We start from the raw sequence: 19213 nt of genomic DNA, 5'->3' as shown, positions 1-19213 counted from the left end.
AAATAAATTGTATGGCAAAACGTGTTTATAATTAATCCTGACTTACCATAAAACTATCCTCCCAAACTTACAAACAAGCCGGACAATGCATTATATCACATTATCCGGCTTATAATAAGCTATAATTTATAAATCACATCTACACTTTAATTGATATTCGAAACTCTTTACATAAAAGTAAGTATATCTGCTACTTCTTTTCTCTTTGGTGCAGCAGGAGCATCAGCAGGATATCCTAAAGCAATCAATGCTGAAACTGATTTATCTTCACCAATTCCAAGAACCTCTTTCACCTTAGCTTCTTCATATATTCCCATAACAACAGTTCCAAGTCCTTTTTCATGAGCAGCGAGGCAAAATACTTCTGCCGACATTCCTGCATCATATGACTGCCAATGGTCTTTCTTAGATGTCGAATAGCTTCCGTCTCTTTCATATCCTGCTCTCTTATTAACAGTAACTTCAACCATTAATACAGGTGCACCCATTATATTATTCTTATTGCCTGCGTGTCCCATAATACACTCTTCTGCAATCTTTGTCTTGATATCATTATCATAGATTGCTATATATCTTACTGTCTGGGAATTCTTCCAGCTTGGTGCAAATCTTGTAACTTCAATAATCTCTTCAATTAAAGACTTATCAACAGGCTTGTCCTCATATTTTCTAATACTTCTTCTTGTCTTAATACATTCAATTGCTTCCATGTCAAAAACCTCCAAAAATTGATATCTTTATAATACCATATTTTTCCTAAGTTAACCATATATTAATTACGCATATTTGTATTTTTTAACTAAGCTATTTGTATTTTTTATTATATTTTTTAATTAAGCATATTGATATTTCTTTTTATCCTTAGCAAAGAAAATCACGCTTACAATTGTCTATATGAGCCTATGCTCATCCTTCTTCGTTCTACTATAATTGTTTCTTCATCCATATATGTGGACACCCCTCATCATCTTCTATGACTCCATATTCTTTATAACCCTGTTGTCCATAAAAAGGTGTTACCCTGCATTGTGCATGCAGCCTGATTGACGTTCCACCTTCCTCCTTTACAATTCTCTCTGCTTCGCCTATCATTTTGGCTCCAAGGCTCATTCCTCTATACTCCTTAACAACTGATAATCTGCCTAAAATATACTCATTTTTCACTATATCTTCATATACTCTGCAAGTAGCAACCGGTCTGGTTTCGTCATACATAACTATATGAAATGAAATATTATCTATATCATCAAATTCATTTTTAAACCCCTGTTCTTCCATAAATACCTGTTTTCTAATAATTTTTGCATCATCTGATAAAAAATTATATTTTTTAACTTCATAATATTCTGATACGATACATTTATTATTAAATATATCCGGATTCTCCTTTCTCTTTTATAAGCCTTACCAAATATTTATAATAATTTAAATTATCTACAATTCATTATAATATTGCTTTTCTGATTTCTTAATTTACACTTCTTATAATCTGCTGAAATATTTAATCCAATTTCACATAATACATAAATCAACAAACTTATAAATCCACCAGCTATAATTTTCTTAGTCATTTTTAAACATATACTAATAACCATGGCAACTATCAGTCCACCAAACATAAAAAACCCAATATCAGAAGAAAATATCTCATCAATTATATTCAAGTACTTCATTAGCACCTCCATATTTATCTCATATCTATTTCACAATTTTAATACTTGCAAATGGCCACGATATCAGCCAGACTTTGCCTTTAATCTCACTAAGCTTTACATTTCCTACTGTATTAGAACGGCTATCCTCACTACTGTTCCAATTGTCACCAATTACAAAATACTCATCGTATTCTAACTTTATTTTCTGGCTTGCAAGACCTGGATTAACGATATCATCCATTTTTTCATTATATTTTAATTCTTTATCATTTATATAAATTCTTCCATCTTTAATCTGTATTGTTTCTCCCGGAAGACCTACTATTCGTTTTATATATTCGACCTTATCACCGTTTTTTTCTTTCTTATTAAACATAATAACATCATATCTCTCTGGCGAATGCATATCATATGCTAATGTATTAATCATTACCTTATCACCATTCTTTAATCTGTCATTCATCGAATTACCAATAACTTTCGACTGCTGTCCTAAATAATTCATAAAAAATAATGCCAATACAATTACAACAATCACATCAACAATCCATTTTAATATTCTATCAACAAAAATGTTTTTATCAGGCATTGCATTATAAAATCTCATTCAAATACCCTCCATTCAATGGTAATATTATTTCGGTATTTCTTTACTAAACAGGGTGTCAAAAAAACATTGCACCAACATCATATCATAATCTTTTTTTGTCAAAAAAAGGACAAAATACTATAAGTACTTGTCCTTTTCAATCTTCTCATATTAAGAATTATTTAACTAATTCTTTAACCTTAGCAGCCTTACCAACTCTCTGTCTTAAGTAGTTAAGTTTTGCTCTTCTAACCTTACCTAAACGAACAACTTCGATTTTATCAACGTTTGGTGAGTGTAATGGCCAAGTCTTCTCAACACCAATACCATTAGAGAATTTTCTAACTGTAAATGTTTCACGAGAGCTTCCACCCTGTCTCTTAATAACTGTTCCTTCGAAAACCTGGATTCTTTCACGGTTTCCTTCTTTAATCTTTGCATATACTTTAACAGTATCGCCTACTTTAAAATCTGCAACTGATTCTTTTAACTGAGCAGCTTCAATATTTTTAATAATTTCGTTCATTGTGTGACCTCCTTAATATTTAGATGTTCTTAATACATATGTAGCAGAGGACCATCCATTCTCACAGCTTTTTTAGATTAACATATATTGTATATTATTGCAAGTGTTTTTCACTATTTTTTATATTTCGTTTTTATATTTTACTACTCTTTCGCCACGCATATATATAAGCTTACTAATTCATTGCCCTCAAATATAAGAGGAACTTTAAGTGCCTGTGCCTCTGAAGTAATATGCATCTGTGTTCCTAACATTACCATAGGTGGTGTTATGTCGATACGGATTGATTGTGTTGAAAACAATGTAGCCGTATTACCCATTATCATATTGCTAAGTTCACTAAGTGCCGATGTAGACATCTCATCTAATTCAGTAACCGGCATACCAAACATCATCTTACTAGCAACTGTCTTAGCATTATCTATTGTCATTACCAACAAAACCTGTCCTTTCAGATCACCCGTCACACCAACCTGTAATGCGAGGATATGGTCAGGGAAATCAAGTACCGCCACACTTGGTTTACCTAATACAAGTTTTATCTGTGCCGCATTCTCAAAAATCTTCATTGTTGATTGCAAAAATGGATTTATGTGTTTAACGTCCAAACCTTGTTTCAATACGTACACCTCAATATTTCATCTTTCTAAATTGCTTAATCTTAAGATTAGTTCTACTTCATGTACTTCACATTAAAATCTGTTATATACAGAAAATGTCGCACCAAAGATGCGACAACTATATAAGTATATATTAGCAGCTCGTAGGGGAATCGAACCCCTGTTTTCGCCGTGAGAGGGCGACGTCTTAACCGCTTGACCAACGAGCCATACGAAACCGTACTTTGGTATTATATAGTATACTTTTTGATTTTGCAAGTCTTTTTTTATCTATATTATGTATTTATTTAAGTACATTATTACTTGTTCCGATAAATGCCTGATAATTCTGTTTTTAAAAGCCATATTCTGTTTTTATGTATATACTCAAATTCTTATAAAATTCTTATAAAATTCTTATACAGCAGAATATGACTTTAAAACCACTAGTAATTATCTGTTTAATTCTGTAAGTTCATCTAATAATTTTGGAATCATTTCCTCCATTTTCTCATCCGAGAACTGGCATGTTCCTACTACTTTGTGACCGCCGCCACCATATTTAAGCATTAATGCTCCGACATCTACGTTACTTGTCTTATTAAGAACACTGTAACCTACAGCACAAGAGCAACCCTGTCCACCTTTACCGGATACTATCCAGCAGGATATATTAGCTTCGGGATATAAACTGTATATTACAAATCTGTTGCCTGTATAGATTGTCTCCTGACCTCTCAAATCTGTAATAATAACTTTATCTCTTAAAACAGTATTATCCTTAATCATATCTATGAACTTCTCCGTCTGTTCAAAATATAATTCTTTTCTTTCAACAATATCAGGAATATTCATTATCTCATCTATTGTCATCTCTCTGCACCAGTCAATTAATTTCTCCATTAATTGGTAATTACTTATAGTGAAGTTTCTGAATCTTCCAAGACCTGTTCTTGGATCCATTATAAATCCTAAAAGAACCCAGTCAGTAGGATTTAATATCTCATCCTTTGTAAGATTAGCTGAATCTACCTTGTCAACTGCTGCTAATAAGTCATCAAATCTAGGAAATCTTTCTTTACCTCCATAATAATCATATACAACGTGTGCTGCACTTGGACTTGACTTTGAACAGCCTTCATACTTACCTTTATAAGCATTTCTCTCCTGCTCGCTTGAATGATGGTCAAACCATAATCCGCAGCCCTCTACAAATGGAACATTTGCAAGGCAGTCATCTTTAGTTACTTCTATGAGTCCATCCTGTAAATCTTTTGGATGAGCGAATTTATAACTGTCAATAATTCCAGCCTCTTTTAAAAATACAGCACAAGCTAATCCGTCAAAATCAGATCTTGTTATTAATCTCATAATCTACACCCATAATACTGCATAAACAGTATCACTATCATTTATATAATGATAGTCTCCTTTCCACGATTATTTTCAGATATTTCCAGTGTATGTAATACCAACTGAACATACAACAATTTTACCATTTTTTCGTGTTTTTAGCAATAAAAACTGTGCATTTTATACATTTTTATCGTTCATTTCATACATTTTCATTTATGTTATACAGAATTTCATTGCCACGTTTGCCGATTCTCTTAACTGTCCCTGTATATGTAAGAATATTAAGTGCGGTCTGTGCCATTCCGATGCTTAGATGAGATGCCTTAGCATAATCTTTCGAGCAAAATGTTTCTGCTAATTCTATCGGTACCATCTGCATATAATCTTCTAAACTGTATAAGTCAATCTCTTCTACAATCTCTGTAGGAATTCTGTCAAATCTGCTTGAGCCTTTCTTCTTATCCTTACTCCAGCCATTTAGAAGTCTTATTTCCTCCATATTCATCATAATAATTTTAATCCGTATATTAGGATTGGTCAGATAACTTTTTATCTTATATAACTGATAAAATGCTTCATATGGATTACCTTTCTTAGGTGATTTACGTTTAGGACCGATGTAACCAGTCTCTTCATCTAACCAGCTAAGCCACTTGATATATGGCATCGGATATACCACCGTTACCTGATAATCATTAAGAAAGACATCAAGTTTATTTCTTAATTTATTAAAATTAGCAGTCTGAATCTCTATGATATTTCCATCTCTGTAGATATCTGCAACATAACCGTTTACTGGAATTTCATGGTAATCCTCATCAGGCTCATAGTAATTCTTAAGAATTGCGTGAACTGTTTTCTCACTAAGGGTTCCTATTCCATTTCTGTTTCGTTTAATTCCGATTATTTTGTTTTTAGCTGATTCAAACTGCTCTTTATTCATTGTATTTTATTACCTTTTAATTTATTAAAGTTTATTCATATTTCACTACATAAAATCGAATAATGAAATCTGGTTGGACTCAGGAATATCTCCAAGTATTCCTAAATCATCCATTAAATCTACAACCGTCTTACTTGCTTTCGAACGCTCTCTTAAATCATCTTTTGATAAGAATGGTCCGTCTAGTGCAGCATCTACTACCGCATCCGCCGCCTTGTCTCCCATTCCCTCGATTGTACTTAATGCAGGCATTAATTTGTTACCGAAAATCTGGAATTTATGTGCAGCAACTCTGTATAAATCTATCGGTTCGAATTCAAAGCCTCTTGCATACATTTCCTGAACAAGTTTCATATCCTTAAGCATATCCTCTTCTTTATTACTTAGCTGTTTTGTTTCCTTACGTTTCTTAAAATCTGCCATATAATATTCAAGACGTTCACGTCCCATACACATATATTCATAGCTGAATGCCGATGCTCTTATGCTGAAATATGCCGCATAATATGCCAGCGGATAAAACACCTTGAAATATGCAATTCTGTAAGCCATCATAACGTATGCTGCCGCATGTGCCTTAGGGAACATATATTTAATCTTAAGACATGAATCTATGTACCATTGCGGAACATCATGTTTCTTCATTTCTTCAATCCATTCCGGCTTAAGTCCCTTACCTTTACGGACGGATTCCATAATGGTAAATGACTGCTCGGACTCTAAACCTTTATTAATAAGATATATCATAATATCATCTCGGGTACAAATAGCTGTAGAAATCGTAGCATCACCATTTAAGATAACGGTTTGTGCATTGTTAAGCCATACATCTGTACCATGTGACAATCCCGAGATTCTTACTAAATCAGAGAAAGTCTGTGGCTTAGTATCTATAAGCATCTGGATAACAAAATCTGTACCAAACTCAGGTATTCCAAGTGCACCTAACGGACATCCGCCGATATCTTCAGGCTTAATTCCAAGTGCTTCTGTACTTGCAAATAATGACATAACCTCTTTATTATCAAGCGGGATATTCTTAGCATCTAAGCCCGTAATATCCTCTAACATTCTTATCATCGTAGGATCATCGTGTCCGAGAATATCAAGTTTCAAAAGGTTATGGTCAATTGAATGGTAATCGAAATGTGTCGTTACCGTCTTAGTCGTCATATCATTTGCAGGATGTTGTACCGGTGTAAATGTATTAATGTTATGTCCGATTGGAAGAACTATAATTCCTCCTGGATGCTGTCCGGTTGTTCTTCTGACTCCCGTACAGCCTTTAGAAATTCTTGTTACTTCACATCTTCTCTTCTTAATTCCACGCTCTTCACAATATTTTCTAACATATGCTTCAGCGGTTTTCTCGGCAACTGTACCGATTGTTCCTGCTCTGAAAGTCTGTCCCTTACCAAAGATAACTTCCGTATATTCATGTGCCTTACTCTGATATTCACCGGAGAAGTTAAGGTCAATATCCGGCTCTTTATTACCCTTGAAACCTAAGAAAGTCTCAAATGGTATGTCAAATCCTGCCTTAACTAATTCTTCACCACAGTCAGGACACTTCCTGTCAGGCATATCACAACCTGCACCACCGGTATATTTCTTAACCTCCGGTGAATCAAAATCATAAAAATGACATTTCTTACAGTAATAATGTGGGCTTAGAGGATTAACCTCCGTTATACCTGCCATTGTCGCAACGAACGAAGAACCAACTGAACCTCTCGAACCAACAAGGTAGCCGTCCTCATTTGATTTCCACACAAGCTTCTGTGCAATAATATACATAACTGCGAAACCATTTGAAATAATTGAATTAAGCTCACGCTCTAATCTCTCAGTAACTATTTCAGGAAGATTTTCGCCATACATTTTATGTGCCGTATCATAACAGATATCTCTTAGAATCTGGTCGGAATTCTCGATTACAGGAGGACATTTATCAGGACAGACCGGGAACATATTCTCAACCATATCTGCAATCTTATTTGTATTAGTAACTACAACTTCATATGCCTTATCAGTTCCTAAATATTTGAATTCCTCTAGCATTTCGTCAGTACTTCTGAAATACAAAGGAGCTTGTTTATCTGCATCTTTAAAGCCCTTGCATGCCATTATAATTCTTCTGTACACCTCGTCCTGAGGATCTAGAAAATGCACATCACAGGTAGCTACAACTAACTTATTAAACTGTTCACCTAATTTAACAATTCTTCTGTTTATATCCTGTAATTCTTCAATAGTAGTTACTGAATATTTATCACTTTCTAACATGAATTCGTTATTGCCAATAGGTTGTATCTCAAGGTAATCATAGAATTCTACTAATCTTGTAATCTCTTCTTCGCTTTTGCCACCGACTAACGCCTGGTATAGCTCTCCTGCTTCGCAGGCAGAACCTATAATAAGTCCCTCTTTATGCTTTAAATAATCACTCTTAGGTATTCTTGGCTGTCTGTTGAAATATTCTATATTTGAATTAGAAATAAGCTCATACAGATGTACTCGTCCCACTTCGTTAGTCGCTAATATAATTGCATGATGGGTTGGAAGCTTCTTAATTCTCTCCACACTTGTAGTTCCCATTTCATTTATTCCGTCAAGGGTAAATATATCCCTTACCTTTAACATCTCTATGAATTTAACGAAGATTTCTGCTGTACAGCCTGCATCATCAACAGCTCTATGGTGATTCTCTAATGATACATTCAATGCTTTAGCTACATTATCTAACTTATATTTACTGATATGAGGCAGTAACATTCTAGCAAGTGCAACAGTATCCACAATAGTGTAATCTCTTTCTATACCAAGTTTCTTACCCTCACTTATTATAAAGCTCATATCGAAATCTGCATTATGTGCCACCATTACTGCACCCTCACAGAACTTAAGAAATTCAGGGAGAATTTTATCTATTGCAGGTGCATCAATTACCATACCATCATTTATACTGGTAAGCTGCTCTATTCTATATGGAATAGGTTCTTCAGGATTAACAAATGTGCTGAATTTATCAACAATTTCCCCTTTAGACACCTTAACAGCTCCGATTTCAATTATCTTATTATATAACGGACTGAAACCTGTGGTCTCAATATCAAATACAACATAATCATCATCAAGACTCTGATTCTTAGAATTAGTTACAACTGTCTTTAAATCATCTACTAAATATGCCTCAACTCCATATATCATCTTGAAGTCAAACATTTCTTTGAAACTGAACTTACCTTCTAATTTCTGAAGTGCATGCCACGCTTCTGTGAAACCCTGGACCACACCATGGTCAGTAATTGCCATCGCAGTATGTCCCCATTCTTTCGCTCTTGCAATCAGATCCTTAACATCAGCCACACCATCCATATCACTTAACTTCGTATGACAATGGAGTTCAACTCTTTTCTCAACACTTGTATCTAATCTCTTAACCGTAAAGTCTGAAATCTTCATAATTCCTGATACTGAATTAATAATCAAATCATTATCAAACTTATCAACTGTGGTGATTCCCTTTACTTTGATAAACATTCCCTTTTTGACTTTATCCATAAACTCTTTAAGATTCTCATCGTGCATAAACAGTTTAATAACAATTGAATCTGTGAAATCTGATATAACAATGCTAAGAATAGTTCTCTCATTTCTTATTGGACGTTCTTCTATATCAATTACCTGTCCTCGGACTATTACTTCTCCCATCTCTCCCTCAATTTCACGAAGAGTAATACTCTGTCCCTCAAAGTCTCTGCCATATAAGACATCCGGATTATCTGAACGTCTAAAACTTCTGTTAAAGCCTCCCTCTCTCTTCTTAAAGCCACCTTCAGATTTATCATAACCGTTGCCATTAGAGTTATTAGAATTATTATTCTTTTTATCTGCTATAGAATTATCATTTTTAACCTTATCTGACTTTGGTAATTTTTCATCGCTCTGGCCATTTGTAACAGCATCAGCATTTTTATTACTTTTACTGCTTTTTATATTAGAAATAATAGATGCAACCTCCTGCTGCATCTTTAATTCATTAATCTTTTCATATTTAAGCTCGGTAACTTCCTCAAAATTATATCTGACCTCCGTGGTTATTCCACATCTTTCATTAAATATTTTCTCTAAGATTCTCTTTAATTCAGATGATTTCTCTTCAGCAATAACCGTATCATCTAGCTTAATATTCATAATATCATTATCAAATGTAATCTCTGCTTTATTTAAAATGCTATACTCCATTATGCTGTAATTATACAATTCAAGCATAATACTATCCTTATACATATTAAATAAATTCTCGGAATTATACTGGCTTGATAAATTATAATGTTCAATGATTTTTACTGAAAGTCTGCCATTAAACATTGAAGCAACAGCTTTCTCTATCTTATATATATCTGATTTATGTATTAACCTGTTACTCTCTATATAAATGCGAATAGAACTCTTAGCACGGTTATTAACTATTCGCTTAACCATAATATCACTAAAGAGTTCTAACAATTCTTCGTCTACTTTTATGCCATCAAAAACTTCAAAAAACCTTTTGCTTTCCAAAATTTCTCAACCTTTCATCTACTGCTTGCCTATGTTATTAACTTCTTTTGCTGCCTGTAATAGGCTTATATTTCTAATATTTTAATATATTTACTTAGACGACACCTTTTAAAAAATTAATGTCCGCACATAGTCTTAAGTTCTTCTTCAAATTCAGCTAATAATGAGCTTTCAGGTACTTTCTTAATTATCTCACCTTTTTTAATAATCAATCCTTCACCTTTTCCACCTGCAATACCTAAATCTGCTTCCTTAGCTTCTCCCGGTCCATTAACCGCACAACCCATTACTGCAACTTTCAGGTCCGCATTATATTTTTCTACGATTTTCTCTACTTTATTAGCAAGTGAGATTAAATCTATCTGTGTTCTTCCACAGGTAGGACAGGATACAACACTTATTCCACCTTTTCTAATTCCTAGTGTTTTCAAGATAAGATTAGCTGTCTTAATCTCTTCTACAGGTGCACCTGTAAGCGAAACTCTTATTGTATCACCGATTCCCTCATGCAGAATAATTCCAAGTCCTACTGATGATTTGATATTACCTGAATAAAGTGTTCCTGATTCAGTTATACCGACATGCAGTGGATAATTCGTCTTAGTGGCAATTAATTCATGTGCTTTAACACACATAAGGACATCTGATGATTTAATACTTATTACCAGATTGTCATAGCCAAGGTCTTCTATTAATTTCACCTTATTTAAAGCACTTTCAACTATTCCCTCTGCTGTTACATGTCCATATTTCTCTAATATCTCTTTCTCAAGTGAACCACTGTTAACACCGACTCTGATAGGAATATTTCTCTCCTTAGCAACATCAACTACGGCTTTAACTCTGTCAATTGAACCAATATTACCGGGATTAATTCTAATTTTATCCGCCCCATTCTCCATTGCAGCAATCGCAAGTCTGTAATCAAAATGTATATCTGCCACAATAGGAATGGAAATCTGCTTCTTAATCTCCTTAAATGCAAGTGCCGCCTCCATATTTGGAACAGCACATCTTATTATGTCACAGCCTGCAATTGTAAGCTCTTTAATCTGGTTAACAGTTGCAGCCACATCTTCCGTCTTAGTATTAGTCATTGACTGGATAAGAATTGGATTGCCTCCACCAATTACTTTATCACCTATTCTTACTACTTTTGTATTATCACGAAACATAACTTCCTCTTTTCTTAATATCGTATATTAATATTCCTGTTAATTTTCTTGTTAATATTCTTATTAATTTTTATAAATATTTTTAGTCAGACTTAGTCAGGGTATACAATACCCTGACATTTATCTAGAAAAATTTACTTATATCATTAAACAGTATCAGTACCATAAGAAGCATTAATATAATCATTCCTGCAAAATGTACTATAGCTTCTTTCTCTTTCGGCACTGCCTTACCTCGGATAGCCTCGATAAACAAAAATACCAGTCGTCCACCATCAAGTGCCGGGAATGGTAACAGATTTAGTACACCTAAGTTCACACTGAATAAAATTACAAGATATGAAATCTGTAAAAATACATAATATGCACCATAATCTTTAGTCTGCTCATACGAATCTCCAACTATCTTAACAATTCCCACAGGACCTGATACATCATCTTTACTTGCTTTACCGGTAAATAACATCTTAAATCCTGTAAATGTAGCTTCCATATCATATCTTAATTCTGTAAAACTGTATCTGATAACCTGTAATGGATTAGCTTTCACACGTTTTCCATAATCAAAGCCTTGTGTATATCCAGCTTTCTTAGGAGTTACAGTATATTCGTGTTCTTCCCCGTTTCGTTTAACAGTTATCTTAATGTCAGAACCATCCATAGGAGTAGCTGCCATATATTTATTAAGCTCTTTACCTGAACCTATCTTCTCACCATTTACGGCCGTGATAATATCGTCATTTTCAATACCTGCATCAGCCATCGGTGAATCTTTGACAACTGTTATCTTACACTCGTTATCATCAGCATAATATGATACACCTATGCTGTAATATTCGTTAGGAGTTATGGTTGTAGAATATTCTTTGCCATTTCTCTCATATTTAATCTTCACAGGATTCTTATCAACAGGATTAACGTATTGGTACAACCATAAATCTCTGTATATTACGATTTTCTTGCCATCATATTCTGTAATTACATCACCCTCTTTAAGTCCTGCTGACTCAGCGGCATAACCCTCATTTACCACATTTACGGTTGCCTGGTCATATCCTTCTAATCCGATATATACAACTGACAACACAAATGCAAGAATAAAGTTAAATATTGGTCCTGCTGCAACTACTGAAATTCTTGCCCATACGGACTTTTTGCCAAATGCATCTTCTCTTTCACTTTCATCATCTTCCCCTACCATCATACACGAACCGCCAAAAGGAATTAGCTTCCACGAATATCTGGTTCCGCCTTTATTAAAACTTACAATTCTAGGTCCCATTCCTAATGAGAATTCAGTAACACCGATGCCATTTTTCTTAGCTAACAGAAAATGTCCGAATTCATGAATAAGAACCAGCACACTAAATACTATTAATGATAAAATAATACTCATTCTAAATCTACCCTCCAATATATGTTATTATTTTAAATTTAACATGATGTCATTATTTCTAAACACACAACATTATTATCGCTTAGATAATGCTATGTTTACACTTTCATATGCTTCCTTCTCTGACTCAAGTATCTGTTCAAGAGACGGATTATCTATAACTTTATGATTATTCATTGCCGTTTCTATTAATTCCGGAATATCCAGAAATCTTATTTCTTCATTAAGGAATTTGCTTACTGCAAGTTCATTTGCAGCATTATATATTGTAGGCAAAGAGCCGCCTGTCTTCCCTGCCTTGAATGCTAAATCAAAGCCTTTGAACTTATCCCTGTCAGGCTTAAAGAATGTAATATTTGCTATATCGAAGAAATTTACTCTTTTACCATCTAACGTGCGTCTGTCAGGATAGAATAATGCATACTGGATTGGAAGTTTCATATCAGGAGTTCCAAGCTGTGCCATAATTCCACCATCTACATATTCTACCATTGAATGAATAAGACTCTGTGGCTGGACTACTACTTCAATATTATCAATATCTACATCAAAGAGCCACTTTGCTTCTATAACTTCTAATCCTTTGTTTACCATTGTAGCTGAATCTATGGTTATTTTTCTTCCCATTGACCAGTTCGGATGCTTTAATGCATCTTTAACAGTTACATTCTTCAAGTCTTCCTTAGGTGTATTTCTAAAAGGTCCACCTGATGCTGTTAAAAGGATCTTACTTAACTGACTCTTTTTATTACCCTGTAATGACTGAAAAATAGCACTGTGTTCACTGTCTACCGGTAATATTCTAATTCCATATTCTTTTGCAAGCGGTATAATAATGTGTCCTGCCGTAACAAGTGTTTCCTTATTAGCAAGTGCTATATCCTTGCCCGCCTTAATTGCTGCAATTGTAGGTCTTATGCCAATCATTCCAACAACTGCTGTAAGAACAATATCTGCTGTCTTAATTACCGCTGTTTCTATAAGACCGTCCATACCTGTTACAATTTTAACATCAGTATCACTTACTTTTATCTTTAATTCTTCCGCTTTTTTCTCGTTGTATACACATACGACCTGTGGTTTAAATTCTCTTATCTGTTTTTCTAACATTTCTATGTTGCTTCCTGCTGCAAGGCTTACAACATTTAAATCATCATTTGCTCTTACTATCTCAAGAGTCTGTGTTCCAATAGAACCAGTTGAGCCAAGAACTGCTATATTTTTCATACTAATCCTCATTTCTAAGCATTTATCTTTATTTTGTTAAAAATGCAACAAGATAATATATAATCGGTGCTGTAATAATTACGCTGTCAAATCTGTCTAATATTCCACCATGTCCCGGTATGAGTCTGCTATAATCCTTAATATCATGGTTTCTCTTAATGCCTGAGGCTGTTAAGTCACCAATCTGTGAAATAATTCCACCTACTGCACAAACTATAGGAAAGATAATATTAGCATTATCAATTGTAATCTTGTCTTTGAATATTGTAGCATATATAAAGCCTAAAAGTGCTGCTCCTGCTACACCACCGATTCCGCCTTCGATAGATTTCTTAGGACTAAGTACAGGTGCCATTTTATGCTTACCAAACATTACACCGACAAGGTATGCACATGTATCACATCCCCATGAGCATAAGAATATAAGCCATACGATATATGCACCGTCCTGCATCATTCTTACCTGATAAATGTACGAAAGCATCAATATTACATAGAACATTCCAAAGAAACATACCATTACATCTTCTGCTTTGAATTTAGGAAATGTAAATACATAAGTTCCCATAAGTACGATAAGATAAGCAATAAAGAATACTATAATATATTCTTTGTAATCCATTCTGATTAATGCATAATATCCAATTGTTGCGATATATCCACATATTCCTGGAAGCTTCCATTGAAGTCCATAGACTTTCGCAAGTTCATAAAAACCTATTACTGATATTGCCACAACTGTCACAAGTAACACATCTTTACCAAGAATTATGGTAACAAGTGCAATAATCACTAAGATTATTCCACTTATAAGTCGTTCTAAAAACGATTTTGTCATAAGCTTCTTAATTGCTGACATATTAACACCTATTTAACCTTTCCGAATCTTCTATCTCTTTCGTTGTATTTTTCAACTGCTTTTATTAATTCCTTTTTATTAAAATCAGGCCATAATACATCAGTAAAATAGAATTCTGTATATGCTAATTGCCATAACAAAAAGTTAGAAAGTCTTTCTTCACCACTTGTTCTTATGAGTAAGTCAGGGTCAGGTATTCCTCTGGTATCAAGATAATCTGAAATCATCTTATCATCAATATCTGATTCACTAATCTTTCCGTCTTTAACATCTTTAGAGATTTCTCTTACTGCTCTGACAATCTCATCTCTGCTTCCATAATTAAGTGCAATCGTAAAATTAAGTCCTGTATTATTTTTAGAGCATTCTTCAAGTTCCTCGATTTTACTTCTTATATCATCGCTTAATCTGGACTTCTCACCGATAACCCTTACTCTCATATTATTGTTATTAGCTCTTTTAATACAGTCTTTAAGGTAATTACGGAGGAGCTTCATTAATGCCTCTACTTCATCTTGTGGTCTGTTCCAGTTCTCAGTTGAAAATGCATATACAGTTAGATATTTTATTCCTATACTGTCTGCATCTTCACAAATCTGTTCAACTACCTTTGCCCCCTGCATATGTCCGTAATTTCTAGGCATGAATCTCTTTTTTGCCCATCTTCCATTACCATCTAAGATAATAGCCACATGATTAGGTATATTCAAATTACTTAATTCTTCTTTTTTAGCCATTAATAATCCTCATTTCTATATATGCTAAAAGGGATTGCTTACATACTAAGCCTCCCTTTTATCTTCTTACTAAACTGTAAGTATTTCTTTTGATTTTTCTTCAATTGCCTTATCTACTTCAGCAATATATTTATCAGTTAATTTCTGGACTTTGTCTTCTATCTGTTTTAATTCATCCTCTGATACTTCATTTACCTTGCTTTCTTTCTTAAATGTATCATTAGCATCTCTTCTGATATTTCTGATTGCAACTTTAGCATTTTCGCCCTTTTTCTTAACATCTTTAACTAATTCTTTTCTTCTTTCTTCTGTTAATTCAGGAAATACTATTCTTATGCATTTACCATCATTTGTAGGTGTGATACCTAAATCAGAGCAAAGAATTGCTTTCTCAATTTCCTTAATAAGACTTGATTCCCAAGGCTGAATCTGAATCATTCTTGCTTCAGGAACAGATACGTTTGCAACCTGCTGTAATGTAGATGGTGTTCCATAATAATCTACTGTTATCTTATCTAAAACATGTGGATTAGCTCTGCCTGCACGTATTGTTGAATAATCACTGTAAAGGCTGTCTAATGATTTGCTCATTTTTTCTTCAAATTGTACTAATTTTTCTTCCATAAAATCCTCCATTTAACGCATATATTGCTTATTATTGCTATATTAAATTCTATTCTATAATTGTTCCCGTAAAATTACCATTTACAGCATTAATTATGCTATCTTTTTCATTTAAGCCAAAAATCTTCATTGGCATCTTATTTTCCATACACAGAACTGAAGCTGCCAAATCGATAACACCCAATTTCTTCTCTACAACTTCTGAAATAGATAATCTGTCATATTTTTTAGCATCAGGATTCTTATTAGGATCACTGTCATATACGCCATCAATAGCTTTAGCTGCAAGTATACAGTCAGCTTCTATCTCGATTGCTCTTAATACCATTCCAACATCTGTTGAGAAATATGGGTGACCAATTCCACCTGCGAAGAAGCATACCATTCCTTTTCCAAAATATTTATTAGCTCTGTCTTTTGAAAATAACTTTGTAAATGAACCACATTCAAATGGTGTAAGCACCTGTGTCATCATTCCTTCTGTTCTAAAGATTTCTGATACGTAAATGCAATTCATAACTGTTGCAAGCATTCCTATTGCATCTGCTTTTGTTCTATCTATCTTCTCGCTTGTTCTTCCTCTCCAGAAATTACCACCACCGATGACAATTCCTACCTGAGTTCCATTATCTACAAGCACTTTTACCTGTTTAGCTACTTTAATAACTGTCTCTTCATCAAAACCTGTTTTCTTATCACCTGCTAATGCCTCACCACTAAGTTTAAGTAATACTCTGTTTAACTTTTCCATATATATTTATCCTTTCATATTATTACTTGCTGAATGTTTTTTCTCTTGCTGATTCTTTATTCGTTCGATAACAATACGCATAGTATTTTATCACACAACTTACAAATTGAAAAGTCTAAAAATAAATATATAAAAGTCAGTGCAGCAAATTACCGTTCTAGTGAAACGCTTTTGATTTACTGCACTGCAATTAATTTTGTAGGTTACGACATTTATTCACACCTGATTAAGAAATACGAGGGAGTGTATCATAAACTGACGCCTTTGCCTAATCGTCTATATTTATTCTAATTCAAATGCTCCCGTGTACAACTGGTAATACTTACCTTTTTGTGCAATCAGTTCATCATGATTACCTCTTTCAATAATTCTTCCGTTTTCTAATACCATGATTGCATCTGAATTTCTTACTGTTGATAATCTGTGAGCTATAACAAATGTTGTGCGTCCCTGCATAAGTTTATCCATACCTGCCTGGACTAACTTCTCTGTTCTTGTATCTATGGAAGATGTAGCTTCATCTAAGATAAGTACTGGTGGATCTGCTATTGCTGCTCTTGCTATAGCAATTAACTGTCTCTGTCCCTGACTTAAATTTGTTCCATCACCTGTAAGCATTGTATCATAGCCTTGTGGCAAATGTTTAATAAATCCATGTGCATTTGCTAATTTTGCTGCATTTATAACCTCTTCATCTGTTGCATCTAATTTACCATAGCGGATATTTTGTTTTACTGTTCCGGTAAATAAATGTGTATCCTGTAATACAATGCCAAGTGAGTGCCTTAAATCTGCCTTCTTTATCTTATTAATATTTATTTCATCATATCTGATTTTACCATCCTGTATATCGTAAAATCTGTTAATAAGGTTAGTAATTGTCGTCTTACCTGCTCCGGTTGCACCTACGAAAGCAATCTTCTGTCCAGGTTTTGCATATAATTTGATATTATGAAGAATTATCTTCTTCTCATCATATCCAAAATCAACATCATTAAATACTACATTTCCTGTAAGTTTAGTATAAGTTGTCTCGCCTGTTTTATGAGGATGTTTCCATGCCCACATTCCTGTTCTTTCTTCACATTCTGTAATGTTACCATTGCTATCCTCTTTAGCATTTACAAGTGTTACATATCCATTGTCTACTTCTGGTTCTTCATCTAATAACGTGAAAATTCTATCTGCTCCGGCAAGTGCCATTACCACACTGTTTAACTGCATTGAAATCTGACTTATAGGATGATTAAAACTCTTATTAAGTGTAAGGAAACTTGCAAGTGTTCCAAGTGTCATCCCTGAAATTCCTTTGATTCCTAATATGCAGCCGACTATCGCACATACTACATAACTTAAATTACCAAGATTGACATTAATAGGCATTAAGATGTTAGCATAGGCATTAGCTTTATTTGCCGCATCAAATAATTCATCATTTAATTCATTGAATCTCTCTTTACTCTCTTCTTCGTGGCAGAATACTTTTACTACTTTCTGTCCCTCCATCATTTCTTCTATATAACCATTTACAGTGCCTAAATCTTTCTGCTGCTTGACGAAGAATTTACCTGATTTGCCAGCAATATTCTTCGTTGTAAATAACATAAACGAAACCATTACAAGTGTTATAACTGTAAGTGGAATATTAAGAATTATCATACTTATTAATACATTTATGATTGAAACCACACTGTTTATCAACTGCGGTAAACTCTGTCCAATCATCTGACGGAGTGTATCTGTATCATTTGTATAAATACTCATAATATCACCATGTGCATGAGTATCAAAATATTTAATCGGCAGACTCTCCATATGTTCAAACATTTCCTGTCTAATACGTTTCATCGTACCCTGTGTAACATTTACCATAATTCTGTTGTATGCATACATCATAACAACACCAATTCCGTATATTATGGCAATTTTACCTATCGCTGCCGCCAATGGTCCGAAATCTTTAGATGAATTATTAAGCATTGGAACAATATAGTCATCTATAAGTTTCTGCATAAAAAGTGTTCCTTTTACATTTGCAAATGCTGAACCAAATATACATATAAGAACTATTATACAATGTAATTTATATTCTTTAAGAATTTCACCCATAAGTCTTTTAGCAATTGACAATGGTGATTTGCCACTTTTTATCTGTGGTCTTCTCTTCATACCTGACATATTATTTTTATGTTTTGGACTAGCGTGACTTG

Annotated in this window: 17 protein-coding genes and 1 tRNA gene; all 18 read right to left on the bottom strand. The window is 33.9% G+C overall.

What is annotated here, in order from left to right; translation table 11 throughout:
• Nucleotides 1–167: 167 nt before the first annotated feature.
• Entirely contained in the window at nt 168–710 is a 543-nt protein-coding gene (locus tag OCV48_RS06610) for a nitroreductase family protein (protein ID WP_021982825.1), read from the bottom strand.
• Between the two features lie 214 nt (nt 711–924).
• The gene (locus OCV48_RS06605; protein ID WP_147591453.1) at nt 925–1278 is read right to left on the bottom strand and encodes a GNAT family N-acetyltransferase; all 354 of its coding nucleotides are present in this window, start codon (nt 1276–1278) and stop codon (nt 925–927) included.
• Between the two features lie 152 nt (nt 1279–1430).
• Complete coding sequence (locus OCV48_RS06600) at nt 1431–1673, bottom strand: hypothetical protein (RefSeq protein WP_147591452.1); 243 nt, start codon at nt 1671–1673, stop codon at nt 1431–1433.
• A gap of 25 nt (nt 1674–1698) precedes the next feature.
• Nucleotides 1699–2262: a signal peptidase I gene (gene lepB, locus OCV48_RS06595; protein WP_021982822.1), complete on the bottom strand. Its 564-nt coding sequence runs from the start codon at nt 2260–2262 to the stop codon at nt 1699–1701.
• A gap of 160 nt (nt 2263–2422) precedes the next feature.
• Nucleotides 2423–2770 (bottom strand): 50S ribosomal protein L19, encoded by a 348-nt coding sequence (gene rplS / locus OCV48_RS06590; protein WP_021982821.1) that lies wholly within the window; start codon nt 2768–2770, stop codon nt 2423–2425.
• A 143-nt stretch (nt 2771–2913) separates the two neighbouring features.
• A complete protein-coding gene (locus OCV48_RS06585) occupies nt 2914–3390 on the bottom strand; it encodes a chemotaxis protein CheX (RefSeq protein WP_147591451.1) in 477 nt (158 codons plus the stop codon).
• A gap of 137 nt (nt 3391–3527) precedes the next feature.
• Nucleotides 3528–3599 (bottom strand) — tRNA-Glu (locus tag OCV48_RS06580).
• Nucleotides 3600–3822: 223 nt separating this feature from the next.
• Nucleotides 3823–4740 (bottom strand): DHH family phosphoesterase, encoded by a 918-nt coding sequence (locus tag OCV48_RS06575; RefSeq protein WP_021982819.1) that lies wholly within the window; start codon nt 4738–4740, stop codon nt 3823–3825.
• 184 nt (nt 4741–4924) lie between these two features.
• Nucleotides 4925–5668, bottom strand: coding sequence for a hypothetical protein (locus OCV48_RS06570; protein WP_147591450.1), 744 nt, complete (start codon nt 5666–5668; stop codon nt 4925–4927).
• 45 nt (nt 5669–5713) lie between these two features.
• Nucleotides 5714–10234 (bottom strand): PolC-type DNA polymerase III, encoded by a 4521-nt coding sequence (locus tag OCV48_RS06565; RefSeq protein WP_147591449.1) that lies wholly within the window; start codon nt 10232–10234, stop codon nt 5714–5716.
• 116 nt (nt 10235–10350) lie between these two features.
• The gene (gene ispG / locus OCV48_RS06560) at nt 10351–11409 is read right to left on the bottom strand and encodes a flavodoxin-dependent (E)-4-hydroxy-3-methylbut-2-enyl-diphosphate synthase (protein ID WP_147591448.1); all 1059 of its coding nucleotides are present in this window, start codon (nt 11407–11409) and stop codon (nt 10351–10353) included.
• Nucleotides 11410–11533: 124 nt separating this feature from the next.
• Complete coding sequence (gene rseP, locus OCV48_RS06555; protein WP_147591447.1) at nt 11534–12805, bottom strand: RIP metalloprotease RseP; 1272 nt, start codon at nt 12803–12805, stop codon at nt 11534–11536.
• Nucleotides 12806–12880: 75 nt separating this feature from the next.
• Nucleotides 12881–14032 (bottom strand): 1-deoxy-D-xylulose-5-phosphate reductoisomerase, encoded by a 1152-nt coding sequence (dxr, locus tag OCV48_RS06550; protein WP_147591446.1) that lies wholly within the window; start codon nt 14030–14032, stop codon nt 12881–12883.
• A 28-nt stretch (nt 14033–14060) separates the two neighbouring features.
• The gene (locus tag OCV48_RS06545) at nt 14061–14891 is read right to left on the bottom strand and encodes a phosphatidate cytidylyltransferase (RefSeq protein WP_021982813.1); all 831 of its coding nucleotides are present in this window, start codon (nt 14889–14891) and stop codon (nt 14061–14063) included.
• Nucleotides 14892–14899: 8 nt separating this feature from the next.
• On the bottom strand, nt 14900–15628 hold the full coding sequence (locus OCV48_RS06540; protein WP_147591445.1) for an isoprenyl transferase: 729 nt from the start codon (nt 15626–15628) through the stop codon (nt 14900–14902).
• 69 nt (nt 15629–15697) lie between these two features.
• Nucleotides 15698–16252 carry a ribosome recycling factor gene (frr, locus tag OCV48_RS06535; RefSeq protein WP_021982811.1) on the bottom strand — a complete coding sequence of 185 codons (555 nt, stop codon included), beginning with the start codon at nt 16250–16252 and terminating at the stop codon, nt 15698–15700.
• Nucleotides 16253–16301: 49 nt separating this feature from the next.
• Nucleotides 16302–17003: a UMP kinase gene (gene pyrH, locus OCV48_RS06530; RefSeq protein ID WP_147591444.1), complete on the bottom strand. Its 702-nt coding sequence runs from the start codon at nt 17001–17003 to the stop codon at nt 16302–16304.
• Nucleotides 17004–17285: 282 nt separating this feature from the next.
• Nucleotides 17286–19181: an ABC transporter ATP-binding protein gene (locus tag OCV48_RS06525; protein WP_147591553.1), complete on the bottom strand. Its 1896-nt coding sequence runs from the start codon at nt 19179–19181 to the stop codon at nt 17286–17288.
• Between the last annotated feature and the right edge of the window lie 32 nt (nt 19182–19213).

Origin of the sequence: Bovifimicola ammoniilytica, from assembly GCF_025567085.1 — a bacterium.
Classification (GTDB): Bacteria; Bacillota; Clostridia; order Lachnospirales; family Lachnospiraceae; genus Bovifimicola; species Bovifimicola ammoniilytica.
The sequence above is the reverse complement of the archived record's forward strand: the minus strand, read 5'-3'. Positions and strand labels throughout refer to the sequence as shown.

Coding starts and splice junctions, on each gene's coding strand:
- OCV48_RS06600 (WP_147591452.1), bottom strand. CDS start 1,673: ATGAAGTACTTGAATATAATTGATGAGATATTTTCTTCTGATATTGGG.
- ispG (WP_147591448.1), bottom strand. CDS start 11,409: ATGTTTCGTGATAATACAAAAGTAGTAAGAATAGGTGATAAAGTAATT.
- rplS (WP_021982821.1), bottom strand. CDS start 2,770: ATGAACGAAATTATTAAAAATATTGAAGCTGCTCAGTTAAAAGAATCA.
- frr (WP_021982811.1), bottom strand. CDS start 16,252: ATGGAAGAAAAATTAGTACAATTTGAAGAAAAAATGAGCAAATCATTA.
- OCV48_RS06605 (WP_147591453.1), bottom strand. CDS start 1,278: ATGGAAGAACAGGGGTTTAAAAATGAATTTGATGATATAGATAATATT.
- rseP (WP_147591447.1), bottom strand. CDS start 12,805: ATGAGTATTATTTTATCATTAATAGTATTTAGTGTGCTGGTTCTTATT.
- dxr (WP_147591446.1), bottom strand. CDS start 14,032: ATGAAAAATATAGCAGTTCTTGGCTCAACTGGTTCTATTGGAACACAG.
- lepB (WP_021982822.1), bottom strand. CDS start 2,262: ATGAGATTTTATAATGCAATGCCTGATAAAAACATTTTTGTTGATAGA.
- OCV48_RS06570 (WP_147591450.1), bottom strand. CDS start 5,668: ATGAATAAAGAGCAGTTTGAATCAGCTAAAAACAAAATAATCGGAATT.
- OCV48_RS06545 (WP_021982813.1), bottom strand. CDS start 14,891: ATGTCAGCAATTAAGAAGCTTATGACAAAATCGTTTTTAGAACGACTT.
- pyrH (WP_147591444.1), bottom strand. CDS start 17,003: ATGGAAAAGTTAAACAGAGTATTACTTAAACTTAGTGGTGAGGCATTA.
- OCV48_RS06575 (WP_021982819.1), bottom strand. CDS start 4,740: ATGAGATTAATAACAAGATCTGATTTTGACGGATTAGCTTGTGCTGTA.
- OCV48_RS06525 (WP_147591553.1), bottom strand. CDS start 19,181: ATGTCAGGTATGAAGAGAAGACCACAGATAAAAAGTGGCAAATCACCA.
- OCV48_RS06610 (WP_021982825.1), bottom strand. CDS start 710: ATGGAAGCAATTGAATGTATTAAGACAAGAAGAAGTATTAGAAAATAT.
- OCV48_RS06540 (WP_147591445.1), bottom strand. CDS start 15,628: ATGGCTAAAAAAGAAGAATTAAGTAATTTGAATATACCTAATCATGTG.